Below are 16,075 nucleotides of genomic sequence, written 5' to 3'. Positions count from 1 at the left end.
GTCACATCGAGCGATGTGACGCCAATCAGCAGGCGCGCTTACACGGCAAAATGCAAACGCAATCTCGCCTGCCAGTGCCTACCGAGCGAACTTCTTGGCGCCGGCGACGCAGCCGACGATGGCGATGGTGACGACCAGCATGATGGGGCTCACCTGCTCATGCAGCAGCGTTGCCGCCAGGAGCAAGCCGAAGAAGGGCTGCAATAGCTGCAACTGGCCGACACCGGCGATGCCGCCCTGCGCAAGGCCGCGATACCAGAAAAAGAAGCCGATCAGCATACTGAACAGCGAGACATAGACGAGGCCCGCCCAGGCCGGCGTTTCGATCGCCGCAAAGGACGGCGGCAGATTGAAGAGCGCAAGCGCCAGCATGACGGGCAGCGAGAGAACCAGCGCCCAGGAGATGACCTGCCAGCCGCCGAGCCTGCGCGACAGCTTGGCGCCCTCGGCATAACCCAACCCACAGGCGATGATGGCGGCCAGCATCAGGAGATCGCCGAGCGGGGCCGCGGTCACACCCTGCGACAGGGCGAAACCGGCGACCAGCGCGCTCCCCACGCAGGAGAAGATCCAAAAGGCCGGGTGCGGACGTTCCCCGCCCCTGATGACGCCAAAGATCGCGGTCGAGAGCGGCAGCAGGCCGATGAAGACGATGGAGTGCGCCGAGGTGATGTGGGTGAGCGCCAGCGCCGTCAGCAACGGGAAGCCGATGACGACACCGAAGGCGACGATAACAAGCGACAGAAGATCGCTCGCCGCCGGCCGCTTTTCGCGAAACAGAACGAGCAGTGCCAGCGCAATCAGCCCGGCGATCGCCGCACGGGCGACGGTTAGGAAGACGGGATCGAACCCCATCACCGCCATGCGCGTCGCGGGCAGCGAGCCGCTGAAGATCAGAACACCGACAAAACCATTCAACCAACCGGCCGCCGTGCGGTCCATGGCACACTCCTTCGCGATCAATAGCCATCTTATGATCCCACGCGGCGTGGCCATGCCAGCTACGGTATGGTACGGTTTTTCCAAACTGTTATGCATCGGAGAGCAGTACGGATGGCCGATAACGTGATCGTCGGGACGACCCGCGTGGCGATGGTGATGAACACGATCAAGCAGCGCATCGCCGGTCGCAGCCTGACGGCGGGGGCGAAGCTGCCTTCGGTGCGGGCGCTTGCAGGGTCGCTGAAGATTTCGACCTCGACCGTTGTCGAGGCCTATGAGCGGCTGGTTGCCGAGGGCGCGATCCTGTCGCGGCCGGGCTCCGGCTTTTACGTCGCCAACCAGGCCGCCCCCTTCGCGCTGTCGGAAGTCGGGCCACGGCTCGATCGCGAGATCGATCCCTTCTGGGTGTCGCGGCAATCTCTGGAGGCCGGCGATATCGGGCTGAAGCCGGGCTGCGGCTGGCTGCCGCCGGCATGGCTTCCGGAGGATGGCGTTCGGCGCGCCGTGCGGGCGCTGGCGCGCGCCGATGGGCCGGTGCTGCTTGCCTATGGATCGCCGCTGGGACTACCGCCGCTCAGGCAGCTGATCGCGCGGCGAATGGCCGACAAGGGGATCGGCGCGTCGCCCGACCAGATCATCCTCACAGAATCAGGCATCCAGGCGATCGATCTTCTCTGCCGTTTCCTGATCGAGCCGGGCGATACGGTGATGGTCGACGATCCCTGCTACTTCAATTTCCACGCCCTGCTTCGCGCCCACCGCGCCAAGATCGTCAGCGTGCCCTATACGCCCTCCGGCCCCGATATCGACGCCTTCGCCCGCACGGTCGCCGAGCATCGACCGAAGCTCTACGTCACCAATTCGGCGCTGCATAACCCGACGGGCGCGATCCTTTCGCCGGTGACGGCGCATCGGGTGCTGAAGATCGCCGAACAATTCGACCTGACGATCATCGAGGACGATATCTTCGCCGACTTCGAGCACGTCACGGCGCCGCGCCTTGCCGCCTTCGACGGGCTCGATCGCGTCATCCATATTGGCAGCTTCTCGAAGACGCTGTCCGCCTCGGCTCGCTGCGGCTTCATCGCCGCCAAGCCGGAGTGGATCGGCGGGCTGACGGATCTCAAGATCGCCACCTCGTTCGGCGGCGGGCGGCATGCGGCGCAGCTGGTCTTGAGCGTGCTCAGCGACGGCAGCTACCGCAAGCATATCGAGACGCTGCGCAGCCGACTGTCGAAGACGATGTTCGATGTCTCGGCTAAGCTCAGGAACCTCGGCATCGTGCCCTGGATCGAGCCGCAGGCGGGGATGTTCCTCTGGTGCCGGCTGCCTGACGGGATCGACGCCGCCGATGTGGCGCGTGCTGCGCTGGAGCGCGACGTTGTGCTGGCACCGGGCAACGCCTTCAGCCTGTCGCAGACGGCGACGGATTTCATGCGGTTCAATGTTTCGCAGACGGAAGACCCTAAGGTCTTCGAAGTACTTCGCGAGGCCATGTGGGCGGCGCGAGGGAAAGCTTAGGTCGGGCGGCGCGGTGATTGTTTCGCGGGACGTATCGAGATGAGGCTGCGTCATTCGTCTAGAGAGAATGAAGGATTGGGAGGACTGACATGACAGACGACGAGCTGGAGCGATTTGCAGCGCAGGGCGCGGAGGCCTTGCCTGACGGTGACGACGGCGTGGTCACGCATGATGGCGCCGATATTTGGTACAGCGCCTATGGCTCCGGGCCAACAGTGATCCTGCTGCATGGCGGGCTCGGGAATAGCGGCAACTGGGGCTATCAGGTGCCGGCGCTGCTGCGCTCCGGCCGGCGCGTGGTGGTGATCGACAGCCGGGGGCATGGCCGCAGCACGCGGGACGGCAAGCCCTATACATACGAGCTGATGGCATCGGATGTGCTTGCGGTGATGGATCATCTGGAGATCGAGAAGGCGGCGCTTATCGGCTGGAGCGATGGGGCGTGCACGGCGCTCATTCTCGCCGATAAGCACCCTGAGCGTGTCAACGGCGTGTTCTTCTTTGCCTGCAGCATGGATCCCTCGGGCGTAAAGCCCTTCGTGCCGACGCCTGTCATCGATCGCTGCTTTAGCCGGCACCGGATGGATTACGAGGCGCTGTCACAGACGCCCGATCAGTTCGACCGCTTTGTCGAGGATGTCAGCCTGATGATGTCGACGGAGCCGAATTATTCGGCGGCCGATCTGAACCGCATCCGTGTGCCGGTGGCGGTGGCGCTCGGTGACCGGGACGAGTTCATCAAGCCGGAGCATGCCGCCCATCTGGTGCGCAGCATTCCCGGCGCGACCTTCGTTCCACTGGAGGGCGTGAGCCACTTCGCGCCGCTGCAGCGGCCCGATGACTTCAATCGGACCGTGCTTGGCTTTCTGGATCAGTTGCCGTGATGCTTAGAGACCGATTTCCTTGGCCCATGGCGGGTTGGCGCCGGCGCGGGAGACCGTGACGGCGGCGGCCTTGGCGCCGAGCGAGAGCGCGTTCTGCAGCGCCTTCTCATCGAGCGAGGCGACCTGCGCCTTGGTGAGCAGGCCATCCATCTTCAGCGAAGCGAGAACGCCGGCATCGAAGGTATCGCCGGCGCCGACGGTATCGACCACGGTGACGCGCTGGCTGGGAACGGTGACCTTGCGCTGGCTCGTGTAGCCCGTAGCGCCCTCGGCGCCCTTGGTGATGACGACGAGCTTGGCGCCGTGCTGCAGCCAGTGGGCGGCGAGATCGTCATGGCTGCCGTCCATGCCAAACCATTCCAGATCCTCGTCGGAGAATTTCAGGATGTCGGACTTGGCGGCCATACGCTTGATACGCGCCATGTGCGCCTGCTTGTCCTTGATGAAGCCGGGGCGGATGTTCGGGTCGAGCGAGATGACGCGCTTGGCCGCCTCGCGGTCGAGCAGCGCCTCGTAGGTTTCGCCGCAGGGGCTGGGGATCAGGCTTATGGCGCCGAAGTGCAGCGCCTCGCAATCGTCGCCGAGAACGGGCAGGTCGTCGGTGGTGATCATACGGCCGGCGGTGCCTTCGTCATAGAAGGCGTAGGTCGCCTGGCCGTTGACCAGCTTGACGAAGGCGAGCGTCGAGGGGCGCTGCGCGATGGCGCAGAGGCTGAAGTCGACATTGCTCGCCTTCAGCGTATCGCAGAGGATTTCGCCCAACATGTCGTCGGCGAGACCCGTGAAGAAAGAAGTCTGAATGCCCAGGCGCCCGAGCGCGATCGCCGTGTTGAAGATGGCGCCGCCAGCATAGGGCGCAAAGCCCTTTTCGCCGAGCGTCGTCTCCCGCGGCAGCATGTCGATCAACGCTTCTCCACAGCACAAAATCATGTCCGTCTCCCAAGGGCATTACGATCTGTCGATGCCCAACTGGATTAGATAACTTCGTGGCAAAAGCAAAGCGCCGTGAGCAATTATTCACTCAAAGTGATGAAATACCGCCGTTGCGGCCGGACCATGCGAGCGGCGCGTCGAGGAAGGATTCCACCTCGTTCAAGGTGTTCTGATCGAACAGCTGCTGCTCCTTGGCGACGGCCAGAACATCGCGCCATGTGGCGATATAGTGCAGCTTGACCTTGCCATCGGCAAAGCGCAGCGCGCCTTCATCGAAGATGCCGTAATAGAAGAGCGCGATGCCGTGATCGACGACACCGCCGGCGTCGCGAACCGCATCGATGAACTTGAACATGCTGCCGCCCGCCGTCGTCAGGTCCTCGATGACGAGTACGCGCGAACCCTCGGGCATGTTGCCTTCGATCTGGGCGTTGCGGCCGTGGCCCTTCGGCTGCTTGCGGACATAGATCATCGGCAGGCTGAGGCGATCGGCGAGAAGTGCGGCGAAGGGAATGCCCGCGGTTTCGCCGCCGGCGATGCAATCGAACTTCTCGAAGCCCGCCTCGCGCAGCACGACGCTGGCGGCGAAATCCATCACCGTCGAGCGGATGCGCGGGAAGGAGAGAAGCTTGCGGCAGTCGATATAGACGGGGCTCGCCATGCCGGAAGCGAACTTGTAGGGCTGGGTGGCATTGAAGTGAACGGCCTTGATCTCCCAGAGCATCTTGGCCACCAGTTCGGCCATGACTTTGCGGTCGGTGAATGTTGCCTGGATCATCGTTCTCTCCTTCGCCTCTATCGGGTGCTCAAACTTATGGGCCAATAGCAGCAAGTGGGGCAAGTTTCCAGAACGCGAGCGGGTCAAACGCAAGAATTGCAATTTCACGCGCTTACGTTGCCGTTGCGGCCGCTTCTCGCTCTGTTAATATCGCTGTGTCATCACGCGATGATTCACCAAAAGCGCGAGACGCGCCGGGTCGCAAAAACCCTTGCTGGTATTTCTTTTGCGGACAACTTAAATTTCCACAACCCATTCATAATTTTAGACATTCGTCATACGTATTGTTCGGCAGGCACTTGCACGGAGCGCCATGCTTGATGAGGCCCAGAACGCTCAAATTTGAATGATTTCATTAACAACGGGGTGAAACTTCCCGCGCCATTTTCCCAGCGCCCAAAGACACCATGAAGGAGTCCAGAATGCGCCTCACGAGGTTCACACCGTTCCAGCAGTTCAACCAATCGCTGACCCTCAAGATCTTCTCCATTTGCTTTGTCTCGACGCACGTGCCGCTTTTGGCGCTCGTCGTCTATCTCGTGACCGGCTTTCGGAGCGAGGCGATGCCTGTACTTATCCTGGTGCTGGGAGCGACGCTGATCGGGACTGCCTTTTGCCTGGCCTGTGTCTGGGCGTTCATCCGGCCGCTGCACCAGATCGCCGGCGTGGTCGAGACCTACCGCTCCACCGGCGTCGTGAAGTCGGTGCGCAGCAAGCGCAAGGACGAGGTCGGGATCGTTACCAACGGGATCTCGATCCTGATCAAGGAACTCGACGCGACGCTGGCGCAGTTGCGCCGGCAGGCGACGACAGACGTGCTGACCGGGCTCGGCAACCGCCGCTGGCTGAAGGATATCGGGGCGCTGGAGATTGCCCGCGCCGCCCGCGAGCGCACGCCGATCTCCGTCGTGGTCTTCGATCTCGATCACTTCAAGTCGATCAACGACCAGTTCGGCCACGATGTCGGCGACCAGGTGCTGGTCATGGCCGGCGCCACGATCCAGCACAATCTGCGGCCCTATGATATCGCGGCGCGCATCGGCGGCGAGGAGTTCTGCCTGGTATTGCCACGCACGGATATCGACGTCGCGGTCAACATCGCCAACAGGCTGCGCATGCAGTTCGAAAGCAAGGCCGTCGGCCCGTTGCCGGCCAAGCGCGTGACGGCAAGCTTCGGCGTCTATCGCGGCGACCCCGCAAGCGAAACGCTCAAGTCCATGCTGACGGCGGCGGACCGGGAGCTCTACGCCGCCAAGAACGGTGGCCGCAACATGGTTCGCTCGGCGGTCTCCTTGTCGATCAGGGACGCGAAGATCCGTGCCTGATCACTCCGCTACCAATTCGCCGATATCGGCGGGCAGCATCTTCTTGTAGAGCGCGATTGCTGCCCGTCCCTCATCCTCGCTCAACGCGGCGGCATATCTGACCGCCGCTGCCAGAAGCTGCATGACGAGCCTCGCAAGCGCGAGTAAGGACGGCTTCGGGCGATCCGGATAGACCTGCTCCAGCACCGAGAGCAACGCCTGGGCGTGAAACTCCATATCGTCAGCATCGATTTCCTGCAGCAGCCGATCCGCTTGGGTGGCGAACCATATATCCCGCATGACGGGCTCGCTGCGGAAGAAGGCATGGTACTCGTCAGCGATCCGGCACAGCGCCGCACGCAGCGTGGCTGCATCCGTCGCTTCCGCAAGCGCCGCGACCACACAGGCGCGCCCCTCTTCGTTGAAGCGCTCGGCCAGCGTTGCGAAGATCGAGCTCCTATCCGGGAAATACTGATAGAGCGCGCCGAAGGAGAGATCGGCCTTTTCGACGATTTCGCTCATCTTGAGCGCATCGCTTCCCTTCGCCTCGATCAGTTGCGTGGCAACAGCGAGAATCTTTTCGAAGCGCTCGCGGCCTCTCTGCTGGCGGGGAATGCGCCGGGGCTGCCTGATAGCGCCCGTCCTTACTCGCGATCCCGCCGCCGCCTCGTTCGCCATCCGATACTCCATTCCGGTTGACAGAAGAAATAAGAGAGTTTATCTCATTTTGCAAATGAGAGAGTTTCTCTGTTATTGACTTTTGGCGCCGCCAAAATGGGAGATCATCGGCATGGCAATCATTCTCGTATTGGCGCTTGTCGCCGCCGCGATCGGCAGCGGGCTCGTCGCCGGCACATTCTTCGCGTTCTCGACCTTCGTGATGCCGGCGTTTTCACGCATCCCGACAGAACAGGGGATCGCGGCGATGAACTCGATCAACGTCACGATCCTGCGCTCGCCCTTCATGATGCTGTTTGTGCCGACGGCCATTCTCTGCCTGTTGATCGGCGTGCTCGCGGTAATGAGCTGGCGGGAGGGGGCGAGCCTCTGGATGCTCGCCGGCGCCGTCATCTACATCGTCGCCTCCTTCGCCTCGACAATCATCTTCAACGTGCCGATGAACGATGCGCTGGCGCAGGTTTCTGGCGGCGGCCCGGAGGCATCGGCGCTGTGGCAGAGCTACCTCCGCGACTGGACGTGGTGGAACCATGTGAGGACCATCGCCTCGCTGCTGGCATCGGCCGCGTTCGTCCGGGCACTGATGCTGATCTGATCGCGAAATCGGCGGCTGTATCGCTAATGCGCCAATGGTTTCAGATGTTTGAGCTTGCTTAGCGGCGCAGCGGCGATATCGTGCAGGACATGGAACATATCGAAGTCTTCCGCCGTCTTGGCGTGGCGCTTGCCATCGGTCTGCTCGTCGGCGTCGAGCGGGGCTGGACGGAGCGCGACGTGCGCGTCGGCGGGCGCACCGCCGGGCTGCGGACGTTTGGCTTGACCGGCTTTCTCGGCGGCATTGTCGGCACGTTGCAGCCGCTGACCGGCCCGTTCTTCCCGGCCACGATCGCGGTGCTTCTCGGGGTCGTCTATATCGCCGGCAAGTGGCAGGAGGCGATCGAGGACAAGGACTACGGCATTACCTCGATCATCGCCGCCCTTTGCGTCTTCGCGCTCGGCATGCTCGCGACCCTTGGCGATCTCATCACGGCGGGAGCTGGCGCGGTTGTGGTGACCGTCGTGCTCGCGGCCCGCACCAGTCTGCACGGCTTTTTGCAGGGACTGACCTGGGTGGAGCTTAGGTCGGCGCTGATGCTGCTTGCCATGACCGTGATCGCGCTGCCGCTGCTGCCCGACAAGCCGCTCGATCCCTGGGGCGCGCTCAATCCCTATGCGCTCTGGCTTCTGACGATCACCATCGCTGCGCTCTCCTTTGCCGGCTATGTGGCGATACGACTGATGGGATCGAGCCGCGGGATATTGCTTGCAGGCGCTGCCGGCGGCCTCGTGTCGTCCACCGCGCTGACGCTGTCCTTCGCGCGCTACTCGATGGAGGCCCCGCAAGGGGCGCGGCATCTGGCGGCGGGTGCGGCGATTGCCGGCGCGCTTTCCTTCGCACGCGTTCTCGTCATCGCGAGCGCCCTATCGCTGAGCATGCTGGCACCACTCTCCTCGGCGCTCGTGCCCGCCATCATCGGCTTCCTGGCGACCAGCCTTTTCCTGGCCTGGCGTTCCGGATCGAGCACGCAGGCGCCGGAGATCGGACTGACAAATCCGTTCGAGTTGAAAACAGTGATTTCCTTTGCCCTTCTGCTCGGCCTGATCAGCCTCGTCTCGAAGATGGCGACCGAATATGTCGGCGCCTCGGCGCTCTATGTCGTCGCTGCCATCTCGGGTCTTGTCGATGTCGATGCGATCACGCTCTCGACCGTGCGTCTCGTCGGCTCGGCGATCAGCGCCACGACGGCTGCCGATGTCACGCTGATTGCCGTGTTCGTCAACATGGTCACCAAGGTCGCGCTCGCTTTTACCGCGGGGCGCCGCGAATATGGCGTGACGCTGGGCCTCGCCTCGGCGGTCGCCATCCTTTTCGGCGCCGTCGGATATCTGTCTACGCGCGGGATTTGGGCTGTCTGAGGCGGCAGGCTTGCCCAGCACACCGCCACAGACCTTCCCGCCTTATCCGTCGTTGCGCTCGCAGAAGGTCAGGCGATTGTTGAAGGGATCGATGACCTCCATCTCCAATCCCCATGGCGCTTCCTCAAGTCCCGGCTTCATGTAGCGGTAATGCTTGGCCGTGAGCTCCGCCTGATAGGCGCGAACGCCTTTCACCGGGACGAAGGCTCTGGCGCCAGGGCTGGCGTCTCCCGAGTGCTCACTGAGGTGCAGGATCATGCCGCTTCGCGAGACCTGGCAATAGAGCGGGAAATGTTCGCCGAAGCGGTGCTCCCAATCGAGCGCGAAGCCCAGAAAGCCGCAGTAGAACTCCTTGGCCTTGTCGACGTCGAAGATACGAAAGATCGGGATCGGGGGCTCTATGCCGACCGCAGGCGGCGATGCCGTTGTCTGCTCAAGTTTCGCAGCCAGGATGTTCCATTGTTCAAAGCCGAACTGGCGGGCGACGATCTCCAGCGTCTCGCTGTGAGAGAGATCGACATCGCGGTCGGCAAGTGCCTGGCGCAACGCCTTGGCCATCAGTTTCGCATCGCGAAAATCGCGCATGTTGCATTCCCTTCGTTGGCGGCGAACAGGACGATCAGTGCCCGCGTCTGCTGACCCGTTCGCCATCAATCGCCAAACGGCAAGGGATGTGAAGGATATGCGTGGATGCATTCACCATCGTGCTTTCGCACCGCGGGGCGGCTGGCTGCATCCGGCCAACCCGACCATACGAAGGGAACCGCCGACGATCAAGAGGCGGTGCGGGCGGTGTCCGTGGGGACGGCCTGCAGGTGGCTCGCAAGCTCGACGCGGTTGCGGCCGGCGCGCTTGGCCGCGTAGAGCGCCTTGTCGGCGGCAGTCAGCATGGCGTCGAATGGAAGCGGCTTGGTGCGGCCGGAAGCAACGCCGACGCTGACGGTGCATTTGCAGATCTCGCCGTCGATATCGAGCTCGCGTCCCTCGAAGGCCTTGCGGATGCGCTCGGCGACGACCTCGGCGCGGCCTGGCATGACCTCGTGCAGGACCATCGCAAACTCTTCACCGCCGAGGCGCGCAACCGTGTCGCTCAGCCGGCAGCTCGCGGTCAATTCGGCCGCGAAGACCTTCAGCACGCGGTCACCGACATCGTGACCGAAGTTGTCGTTGATCGATTTGAAGTGGTCGATGTCGAAGACCAGCACGGCCGTGGTCGGGCCCATGACGCCGGCGCCGTGGCGATCGAAAAGGGCTCGGCGGTTGAGCAGGCCGGTCAGCGGATCGGTTGCGGCATCGATGCGGTGGCGGGCGGCCATGCGCCATTGGTGCAGGGCCAGAGACAGCGCGCCGATGCCGGTCATGCTGGCGATGCAGACGGCGAGGCTCAGGTCCTCCGACCAGTTGTCGGGGGCAGCACCCAGCACGAGCTTGCCCTGATAGATCAGGACGGCGGCGCAAAGCACGAAGGAGAAGGCGGTCAGGCAGTAGAGGCTGGTGATCCCCGTCAGCGGGACGATCGCTTCGGCGCGTGCCCGCCAGTATTGATAGGCCGTGGCGAACAGGAAGGAGGCGATGGCGATATTGTCGATGATGAAGGACAGGCCGTCATAGCCGAGCAATATCGGCACCGAGGTCGCCACCACCGCGATGGCGCCAAAGGCCGCGATACGCGCGTGCGGCAATGCCCCTGTCCGGAACTGAAAGCCGGCGCCCCAGACCGTCGCGAAGCCGGGAAAGAGAAGTGCAAAACAGATAGTGCCGACGATCGCATTAGGCGTGTCGACATAGATGCCATAGGCAACAATGCCGCTGACGATCAGGATCAGGCCGACGCCGCAGGCCAGCAGAAATGTTTCGGTCCGCCGGGCAATCCAGCTCGCCAATAAAGTAATGGCGAGACATGTCGCCGAGACCGCCAACGCGGTCAGCAATGAATTATAGTCAAGCGTCATGCTTTGAACTTCGTGGCTTCTGCCGCGCTTTCGTTTTCAGAAAATGGAATTCGCCCGACAGCGAATGTGTTATCAATTTCGTTAAAAAAACATGTATTTAAAGCTTAGATGTTAGCGCAATAACATATCCCCGCGGATATGCATTCTCCTTCCAGTAAAAAATGATGGGTTTACGAGCGCCGTTAGCGCTCGATATCCCAATGAAGCGGGAACATGGGGTCGAATACCGTGACCGGACCGGCGCCGGTCTCGATCTTCGCAGGAAACGACACGGGTTCGGCGCGCTTCACCAGCGTTATTACTTCTTCGTTTATCGGAAGGCCGTACCAGGCCGGACCGTTCAGCGAGGAGAAGGCTTCCAGTCTGTCGAGGGCGTTGTCCTGCTCGAAGACATGCGCAAGGCAGCTCATCGTGTTGATCGAAGTGTAGATGCCGGCGCAGCCGCAGCCGCATTCCTTCAGCGGGTCGACATGCGGCGCGGAATCGGTGCCGAGGAAGAAGCGGGCGTCACCGCTGGTGGCGGCTTGGCGCAGCGCGACACGATGGTGTTCGCGCTTGGCGACCGGCAGGCAGTAATAGTGCGGGCGAATGCCGCCGACGAGGATGGCGTTGCGGTTGATGATCAGATGGTGGGTCGTGATCGAGCCGGCGAGGTTGCGCTCGGCCGACTTGATGTAGTCGATGCCGTCCTTGGTCGTGACGTGTTCCATCGTCACCTTCAGTTCCGGCAGGCGCTTGCGCAACGGATCGAGCACGGTTTCGATGAAGACGGCCTCGCGGTCGAAGATATCGACATCCGATGTCGTGACTTCGCCATGGACGCAAAGCGGAAGGCCGATCTTGGCCATGCGCTCGAGCACCGGCATGGCCTTGTCGATATCGCGTACGCCGCCATGCGAATTGGTGGTGGCGCCGGCGGGGTAGAGCTTGACGGCGGTGATCAGACCGCTGGCCTTGCCCTTCTCCACATCATCCGGATCGGTATGCTCCGTGAGATAAAGCGTCATCAGCGGCTCGAAGCGGTCGCCCTTCGGCAGTGCGGCCATGATGCGGCCGCGATAGGCCTCGGCATCCGCTGTCGTAACGACCGGCGGCACGAGGTTCGGCATGATGATGGCGCGGGCGAAGTCGCGGCTTGAATCGGCGATCACGCCTTCCAGCATGGCGCCATCACGCAGGTGAAGATGCCAATCATCGGGGCGGCGGATGGTGATCGATTGCATGACTGTAACTCCGGCAAGGCTGCGCTTTAGGGCTCAGCCTTGGGAATTACATCCAAGCATGGGGGATGGCAAATGGTTTGCCCGCCGCAGCCAGGCAAATGCGAGATCAGGCGATCTCAAGGGTGACGTCGGCGCGGCGGCGGTTGCCGAGAATGAGGCGGCCGTTCGGAAGATCGTTCTCATAAACCTTGCGCGCCGATTCCTCCTCGCTCAGCTTGTAGCCGCGCCAGCGCGCCCACAGCCGCTCCTCCAGCACCTCGATCGGCGGGGCAAGCATGATCGAGTAATCGAACACGCCTTCGAGCTCCGCCCATTTGCCGAGGCTGAAAAGCAGGTAGTTGCCCTCGACGATGATGAAGCGATGCTCCGGGCCGATGGGCCGTGCCGAGGCGATGGCGAGCTCACGCGAGCGATCGAACACCGGCACCAGCACTTCCTGATCGGCCAAGCGAACGGCGCGGATGATATCGAGGAAGCCGCGCACGTCGAAGGTCTCGGGGATACCCTTGCGGGCAAGCTGGCCGCGCTCGATCAGGATGGCATTGTCCATGTGGAAGCCATCCATCGGCAAGACCGCGGCCGTTTCGCCGCCGGCGCGCAAGGCGTCGGCGATGTGGTCTGCCATGGTAGATTTGCCGGCGCCGGGCGGGCCGGCGATGGCGATAAGAAAGCGCTTCGCGTCGCCGGCGCGGGCAAGGACCTCGCCGGCGATATCCTCGATCGTCATCGTCATGCGGCAACAGGCTCCGTAGGAACAGACTTGGCGCCGGTCATGAAGGCGACGGCATCCGACATTGTGTATTCCTTCGGATTGATCACCGTCAAGCGACGCCCGAGGCGGTGAATATGGATGCGATCCGCCACCTCGAAGACATGCGGCATGTTGTGCGAGATGAGCACGATCGGGATGCCGCGCGAGCGGACGTCGAGGATGAGTTCGAGTACGCGCCGGCTCTCCTTGACGCCCAAGGCCGCCGTGGGCTCGTCGAGGATGATCACCTTGGAGCCGAAGGCCGCCGCGCGGGCAACCGCCACACCCTGGCGCTGGCCGCCGGAAAGCGTCTCGACCGCCTGGTTGATGTTCTGGATGGTCATCAGGCCAAGCTCGGTGAGCTTCTGCCGCGCCATCTTTTCCATTGCCGAATGATCGAGCTTGCGCATGACCTTGCCCATGAAGCCCGGTTTGCGGATTTCGCGGCCGAGGAACATGTTGTCGGCGATCGAGAGCGCCGGCGACAGGGCAAGGTTCTGGTAGACGGTCTCGATGCCGGCCTTTCTGGCTTCCATCGGCGAATGGAAGTTGATCGGCTGGCCCTCGAGGCGGATCTCGCCTTCATCGGGCCGGATGGCGCCGGAGATCGCCTTGATGAGCGAGGACTTGCCGGCGCCGTTATCGCCGATCACGGCCAGGATTTCGCCCGGATAGAGATCGAAGTCGGCATGGTCGAGGGCGGTGACGCGGCCGTAGCGCTTGACGAGACCACGCGCCATGAGAAGGGGTTCGGTAGCCATCAGCCTGCTGCCTTTCTGATCCACTGGTCGATTGCGACGGCGACGATGATGAGCACGCCGATCAAGAGGTAGGTCCATTGCACGTCCGTGCCGAGCAGGCGCAGACCGAGCGAGAAGACGCCGACGATCAGCGCGCCGAACATCATGCCGAGAACGGAGCCGCGGCCGCCGAAGAGCGAGATGCCGCCGATCACCACCGCGGTGATGCTTTCGATGTTGGCGAACTGGCCGGCGGTGGGCGACACCGAGCCGATGCGGCCGATGAGGGCCCAGCCGGCAAGCGCGCAGATGATGCCGGAGAGCACATAGACCGAGATCAGCATGCGCTTGACGTTGACACCCGACAGTTCGGCCGCCTCAGGATCGTCACCCACGGCATAGAGATGGCGGCCCCAGGGCGTGTGGTTGAGCACGTACCAGAGGAAGGCCACGAGCAGCACCATGGCGATGACGCCGTAGGTGAAGACCGCGCCGCCGATGCGGAAGGTATCACCGAAGAGCTGCAGCAGCGGCGCCGTGGTTTCGATTTCCTGGGCGCGGATCGTCTCGTTGGCGGAATAGAGGAAGTTCGTCGCCAGAACAATCTGCCACATGCCGAGCGTGACGATGAAGGGCGGCAGCTTCATGCGGGCGACGAGCCAGCCATTGATGAAGCCGCAGAGCGCGCCGACGGCAAAGCCGCAGAGGATGGCTAGCTCGACCGGAAGGCCGTAGCGGAAGACGAACTGGCCCATGACGACCGAGGACAGCACCATGATGGCGCCGACCGAGAGATCGATGCCCGCCGTCATGATGACCAGCGTCTGCGCGGCGCCGACGATGCCGGTGATCGCCACCTGCTGAAGGATGAGCGTCAGCGAGAAGGCGGAGAAGAACTTGGTGCCCAACAGGGCGCCGAAGATGACCAGCGACAGCACGAGCACGATCAGCGATACCGCCGATGGGCTCGAATGCAGGAAATGCCGGAACTTCTGAAGGAAACTCTTGTCGTCCGTGTCGAACGAGGCGACGTCGGTCGAACTGTCCTTGAGGACTTTTTCGTAATCGTGATGCGGCGATGCCGCGGTTGGCTCACTCATGGATGTTCCTCCCGGAATCCTGTCCGCCGTGCGTGCGCGGGACGATTGCATGTGAGTGGTGGTCTTTCCCCAGGCCTGCCCTTGGGCCGCCTGGGGTCACAGTCGATGCATCGGGAAAGTCCCCCTCTGGCCTGCCGGCCATCCCCCCCACAAGGGGGGAGAAGACTTGCGGCGCCCACCTGCCGCAATTGAGGCTCAGTGGGACGGGCCGGGTTAGCCCTCCCCCTTGTGGGGAGGGTTGGGAGGGGTCTTAGGCCCGATCGCTTAGCCCCAGCACTTGCCAAGGCCTTCCTTGGTGTCGATCGACTTGACGCCGGAGACCGGCTTGTCGGTGACGAGCGTCACGCCGGTGTCGAAGAAGTTCTTGCCTTCGGTCGGCTTCGGCTTTTCGCCGCTGTCGGCGAACTTCTTGATCGCCTCGATGCCAAGCGCTGCCATCTGCAGCGGGTACTGCTGCGAGGTTGCGCCGATGACGCCATCAGCAACGTTCTTGACACCCGGGCAACCGCCGTCGACGGAGACGATCAGCACGTCCTTCTCGCGACCGACAGCCTTCAGCGCTTCATAGGCGCCGGCTGCAGCCGGTTCGTTGATGGTGTGGACGACGTTGATGGTCGGATCCTTCTGGAGAAGGTTTTCCATCGCGGTACGGCCGCCTTCTTCGTTGCCGTTGGTGATGTCGTGGCCGACGATGCGCTTGTCATCCTCGTCGCCGATCTTGTTCGGGTCCTTCGGGTCGATGCCGAAGCCCATCATGAAGCCCTGGTCGCGGAGCACGTCGACCGACGGCTGCGACGGGGTCAGGTCGAGGAAGGCAACCTTGGCGTCGGCGGCCTTGTCGCCCAGCGTTTCCTTGGCCCACTGGCCGATCAGCTTGCCGGCGAGCAGGTTGTCGGTGGCAAAGGTCATGTCGGCGCTGTCGATCGGCTCCAGCGGGGTGTCGAGCGCGATGACAAGCAGGCCGGCGTCGCGGGCCTTCTTGACGTTCGGCACGATGCCCTTGGTGTCGGAAGCGGCAATCAGGATACCCTTGGCGCCATCGGCGATGCAGGTTTCGATCGCGGCTACCTGGCTTTCAGAGTCACCATCGATCTTGCCGGCATAGGACTTCAGGTTGACGCCGAGCTCCTTGGCCTTTGCGGTCGCGCCTTCCTTCATCTTGACGAAGAAGGGGTTGGTGTCGGTCTTGGTGATCAGGCAGGCGGAAACGTCCGCGGCCTTTGCGGGCGCCGAGAAGGCGACGCCGAGGGCCAGCGCGGCGAGCGCTGCGGAAAGCACTGATTTCTTCATTTACTCCTCCCAGAGTGTAGCCG

The 16,075-nt window shown here is 62.9% G+C and carries 16 protein-coding genes; 5 read left to right on the top strand and 11 right to left on the bottom strand.

Annotated features, from left to right (window positions below):
- Positions 1-78: 78 nt before the first annotated feature.
- Positions 79-942: a DMT family transporter gene (locus ACVTFQ_RS00555; RefSeq protein ID WP_111561628.1), complete on the bottom strand. Its 864-nt coding sequence runs from the start codon at positions 940-942 to the stop codon at positions 79-81.
- Positions 943-1,032: 90 nt separating this feature from the next.
- Here ACVTFQ_RS00555 and ACVTFQ_RS00550 point away from each other — a divergent pair, with 90 nt between their 5' ends.
- Positions 1,033-2,463, top strand: a complete 1,431-nt coding sequence (locus tag ACVTFQ_RS00550) for an aminotransferase-like domain-containing protein (RefSeq protein ID WP_111561627.1) — start codon at positions 1,033-1,035, stop codon at positions 2,461-2,463.
- 89 nt (positions 2,464-2,552) lie between these two features.
- The gene (locus ACVTFQ_RS00545; RefSeq protein WP_111561626.1) at positions 2,553-3,347 is read left to right on the top strand and encodes an alpha/beta fold hydrolase; all 795 of its coding nucleotides are present in this window, start codon (positions 2,553-2,555) and stop codon (positions 3,345-3,347) included.
- 3 nt (positions 3,348-3,350) lie between these two features.
- Here the strand turns inward: ACVTFQ_RS00545 and ACVTFQ_RS00540 are convergent, their stop codons facing one another.
- Positions 3,351-4,277, bottom strand: coding sequence for a carbohydrate kinase family protein (locus ACVTFQ_RS00540; protein WP_111561625.1), 927 nt, complete (start codon positions 4,275-4,277; stop codon positions 3,351-3,353).
- A 91-nt stretch (positions 4,278-4,368) separates the two neighbouring features.
- Positions 4,369-5,058, bottom strand: coding sequence for an orotate phosphoribosyltransferase (locus ACVTFQ_RS00535; RefSeq protein WP_111561624.1), 690 nt, complete (start codon positions 5,056-5,058; stop codon positions 4,369-4,371).
- Positions 5,059-5,480: 422 nt separating this feature from the next.
- Between ACVTFQ_RS00535 and ACVTFQ_RS00530 the strand changes: the two genes are divergently transcribed.
- Positions 5,481-6,383 (top strand): GGDEF domain-containing protein, encoded by a 903-nt coding sequence (locus ACVTFQ_RS00530; RefSeq protein ID WP_018898270.1) that lies wholly within the window; start codon positions 5,481-5,483, stop codon positions 6,381-6,383.
- Here the strand turns inward: ACVTFQ_RS00530 and ACVTFQ_RS00525 are convergent, their stop codons facing one another.
- Entirely contained in the window at positions 6,384-7,040 is a 657-nt protein-coding gene (locus tag ACVTFQ_RS00525) for a TetR/AcrR family transcriptional regulator (RefSeq protein ID WP_111561623.1), read from the bottom strand.
- A gap of 112 nt (positions 7,041-7,152) precedes the next feature.
- On the opposite strand from ACVTFQ_RS00525, the gene ACVTFQ_RS00520 reads away from it, so the two are divergent.
- Both ACVTFQ_RS00520 and ACVTFQ_RS00515 read left to right on the top strand, forming a co-directional pair.
- Positions 7,153-7,635, top strand: a complete 483-nt coding sequence (locus ACVTFQ_RS00520) for an anthrone oxygenase family protein (protein ID WP_111561622.1) — start codon at positions 7,153-7,155, stop codon at positions 7,633-7,635.
- Between the two features lie 89 nt (positions 7,636-7,724).
- Positions 7,725-8,996 carry an MgtC/SapB family protein gene (locus ACVTFQ_RS00515; protein ID WP_111561621.1) on the top strand — a complete coding sequence of 424 codons (1,272 nt, stop codon included), beginning with the start codon at positions 7,725-7,727 and terminating at the stop codon, positions 8,994-8,996.
- A 42-nt stretch (positions 8,997-9,038) separates the two neighbouring features.
- Here ACVTFQ_RS00515 and ACVTFQ_RS00510 read toward each other — a convergent pair whose 3' ends face one another.
- The 7 genes from ACVTFQ_RS00510 to ACVTFQ_RS00480 all read right to left on the bottom strand — a co-directional run bounded on the left by ACVTFQ_RS00510 (position 9,039) and on the right by ACVTFQ_RS00480 (position 16,052).
- Positions 9,039-9,581: a glyoxalase superfamily protein gene (locus ACVTFQ_RS00510; protein ID WP_111561620.1), complete on the bottom strand. Its 543-nt coding sequence runs from the start codon at positions 9,579-9,581 to the stop codon at positions 9,039-9,041.
- Between the two features lie 188 nt (positions 9,582-9,769).
- Positions 9,770-10,948: a GGDEF domain-containing protein gene (locus ACVTFQ_RS00505; protein WP_111561619.1), complete on the bottom strand. Its 1,179-nt coding sequence runs from the start codon at positions 10,946-10,948 to the stop codon at positions 9,770-9,772.
- A gap of 182 nt (positions 10,949-11,130) precedes the next feature.
- On the bottom strand, positions 11,131-12,171 hold the full coding sequence (pyrC, locus tag ACVTFQ_RS00500; RefSeq protein WP_111561618.1) for a dihydroorotase: 1,041 nt from the start codon (positions 12,169-12,171) through the stop codon (positions 11,131-11,133).
- Between the two features lie 106 nt (positions 12,172-12,277).
- On the bottom strand, positions 12,278-12,904 hold the full coding sequence (locus tag ACVTFQ_RS00495; RefSeq protein ID WP_111561617.1) for a nucleoside triphosphate hydrolase: 627 nt from the start codon (positions 12,902-12,904) through the stop codon (positions 12,278-12,280).
- Complete coding sequence (locus tag ACVTFQ_RS00490; protein ID WP_111561616.1) at positions 12,901-13,683, bottom strand: ATP-binding cassette domain-containing protein; 783 nt, start codon at positions 13,681-13,683, stop codon at positions 12,901-12,903. Before ACVTFQ_RS00490 ends, ACVTFQ_RS00495 begins: the two co-directional genes overlap by 4 nt.
- Positions 13,683-14,762 carry an ABC transporter permease gene (locus ACVTFQ_RS00485; protein ID WP_018898261.1) on the bottom strand — a complete coding sequence of 360 codons (1,080 nt, stop codon included), beginning with the start codon at positions 14,760-14,762 and terminating at the stop codon, positions 13,683-13,685. The genes ACVTFQ_RS00490 and ACVTFQ_RS00485 overlap by 1 nt, the downstream gene beginning before the upstream one ends.
- 264 nt (positions 14,763-15,026) lie before the next feature.
- Positions 15,027-16,052: a sugar ABC transporter substrate-binding protein gene (locus ACVTFQ_RS00480; protein ID WP_018898260.1), complete on the bottom strand. Its 1,026-nt coding sequence runs from the start codon at positions 16,050-16,052 to the stop codon at positions 15,027-15,029.
- Positions 16,053-16,075: the final 23 nt, after the last annotated feature.

Source organism: Rhizobium sp. O111 (genome assembly GCF_055616315.1).
The sequence above is the reverse complement of the archived record's forward strand: the minus strand, read 5'-3'. Positions and strand labels throughout refer to the sequence as shown.

Excerpts from the sequence above, each read along its gene's own strand:
- ACVTFQ_RS00495 (WP_111561617.1), bottom strand. The coding sequence starts at position 12,904 with ATGACGATGACGATCGAGGATATCGCCGGCGAGGTCCTTGCCCGCGCC.
- ACVTFQ_RS00535 (WP_111561624.1), bottom strand. The coding sequence starts at position 5,058 with ATGATCCAGGCAACATTCACCGACCGCAAAGTCATGGCCGAACTGGTG.
- ACVTFQ_RS00485 (WP_018898261.1), bottom strand. The coding sequence starts at position 14,762 with ATGAGTGAGCCAACCGCGGCATCGCCGCATCACGATTACGAAAAAGTC.
- pyrC (WP_111561618.1), bottom strand. The coding sequence starts at position 12,171 with ATGCAATCGATCACCATCCGCCGCCCCGATGATTGGCATCTTCACCTG.
- ACVTFQ_RS00530 (WP_018898270.1), top strand. The coding sequence starts at position 5,481 with ATGCGCCTCACGAGGTTCACACCGTTCCAGCAGTTCAACCAATCGCTG.
- ACVTFQ_RS00555 (WP_111561628.1), bottom strand. The coding sequence starts at position 942 with ATGGACCGCACGGCGGCCGGTTGGTTGAATGGTTTTGTCGGTGTTCTG.
- ACVTFQ_RS00525 (WP_111561623.1), bottom strand. The coding sequence starts at position 7,040 with ATGGCGAACGAGGCGGCGGCGGGATCGCGAGTAAGGACGGGCGCTATC.
- ACVTFQ_RS00490 (WP_111561616.1), bottom strand. The coding sequence starts at position 13,683 with ATGGCTACCGAACCCCTTCTCATGGCGCGTGGTCTCGTCAAGCGCTAC.
- ACVTFQ_RS00510 (WP_111561620.1), bottom strand. The coding sequence starts at position 9,581 with ATGCGCGATTTTCGCGATGCGAAACTGATGGCCAAGGCGTTGCGCCAG.
- ACVTFQ_RS00545 (WP_111561626.1), top strand. The coding sequence starts at position 2,553 with ATGACAGACGACGAGCTGGAGCGATTTGCAGCGCAGGGCGCGGAGGCC.
- ACVTFQ_RS00505 (WP_111561619.1), bottom strand. The coding sequence starts at position 10,948 with ATGACGCTTGACTATAATTCATTGCTGACCGCGTTGGCGGTCTCGGCG.
- ACVTFQ_RS00515 (WP_111561621.1), top strand. The coding sequence starts at position 7,725 with ATGGAACATATCGAAGTCTTCCGCCGTCTTGGCGTGGCGCTTGCCATC.
- ACVTFQ_RS00520 (WP_111561622.1), top strand. The coding sequence starts at position 7,153 with ATGGCAATCATTCTCGTATTGGCGCTTGTCGCCGCCGCGATCGGCAGC.
- ACVTFQ_RS00540 (WP_111561625.1), bottom strand. The coding sequence starts at position 4,277 with ATGATTTTGTGCTGTGGAGAAGCGTTGATCGACATGCTGCCGCGGGAG.
- ACVTFQ_RS00480 (WP_018898260.1), bottom strand. The coding sequence starts at position 16,052 with ATGAAGAAATCAGTGCTTTCCGCAGCGCTCGCCGCGCTGGCCCTCGGC.
- ACVTFQ_RS00550 (WP_111561627.1), top strand. The coding sequence starts at position 1,033 with ATGCATCGGAGAGCAGTACGGATGGCCGATAACGTGATCGTCGGGACG.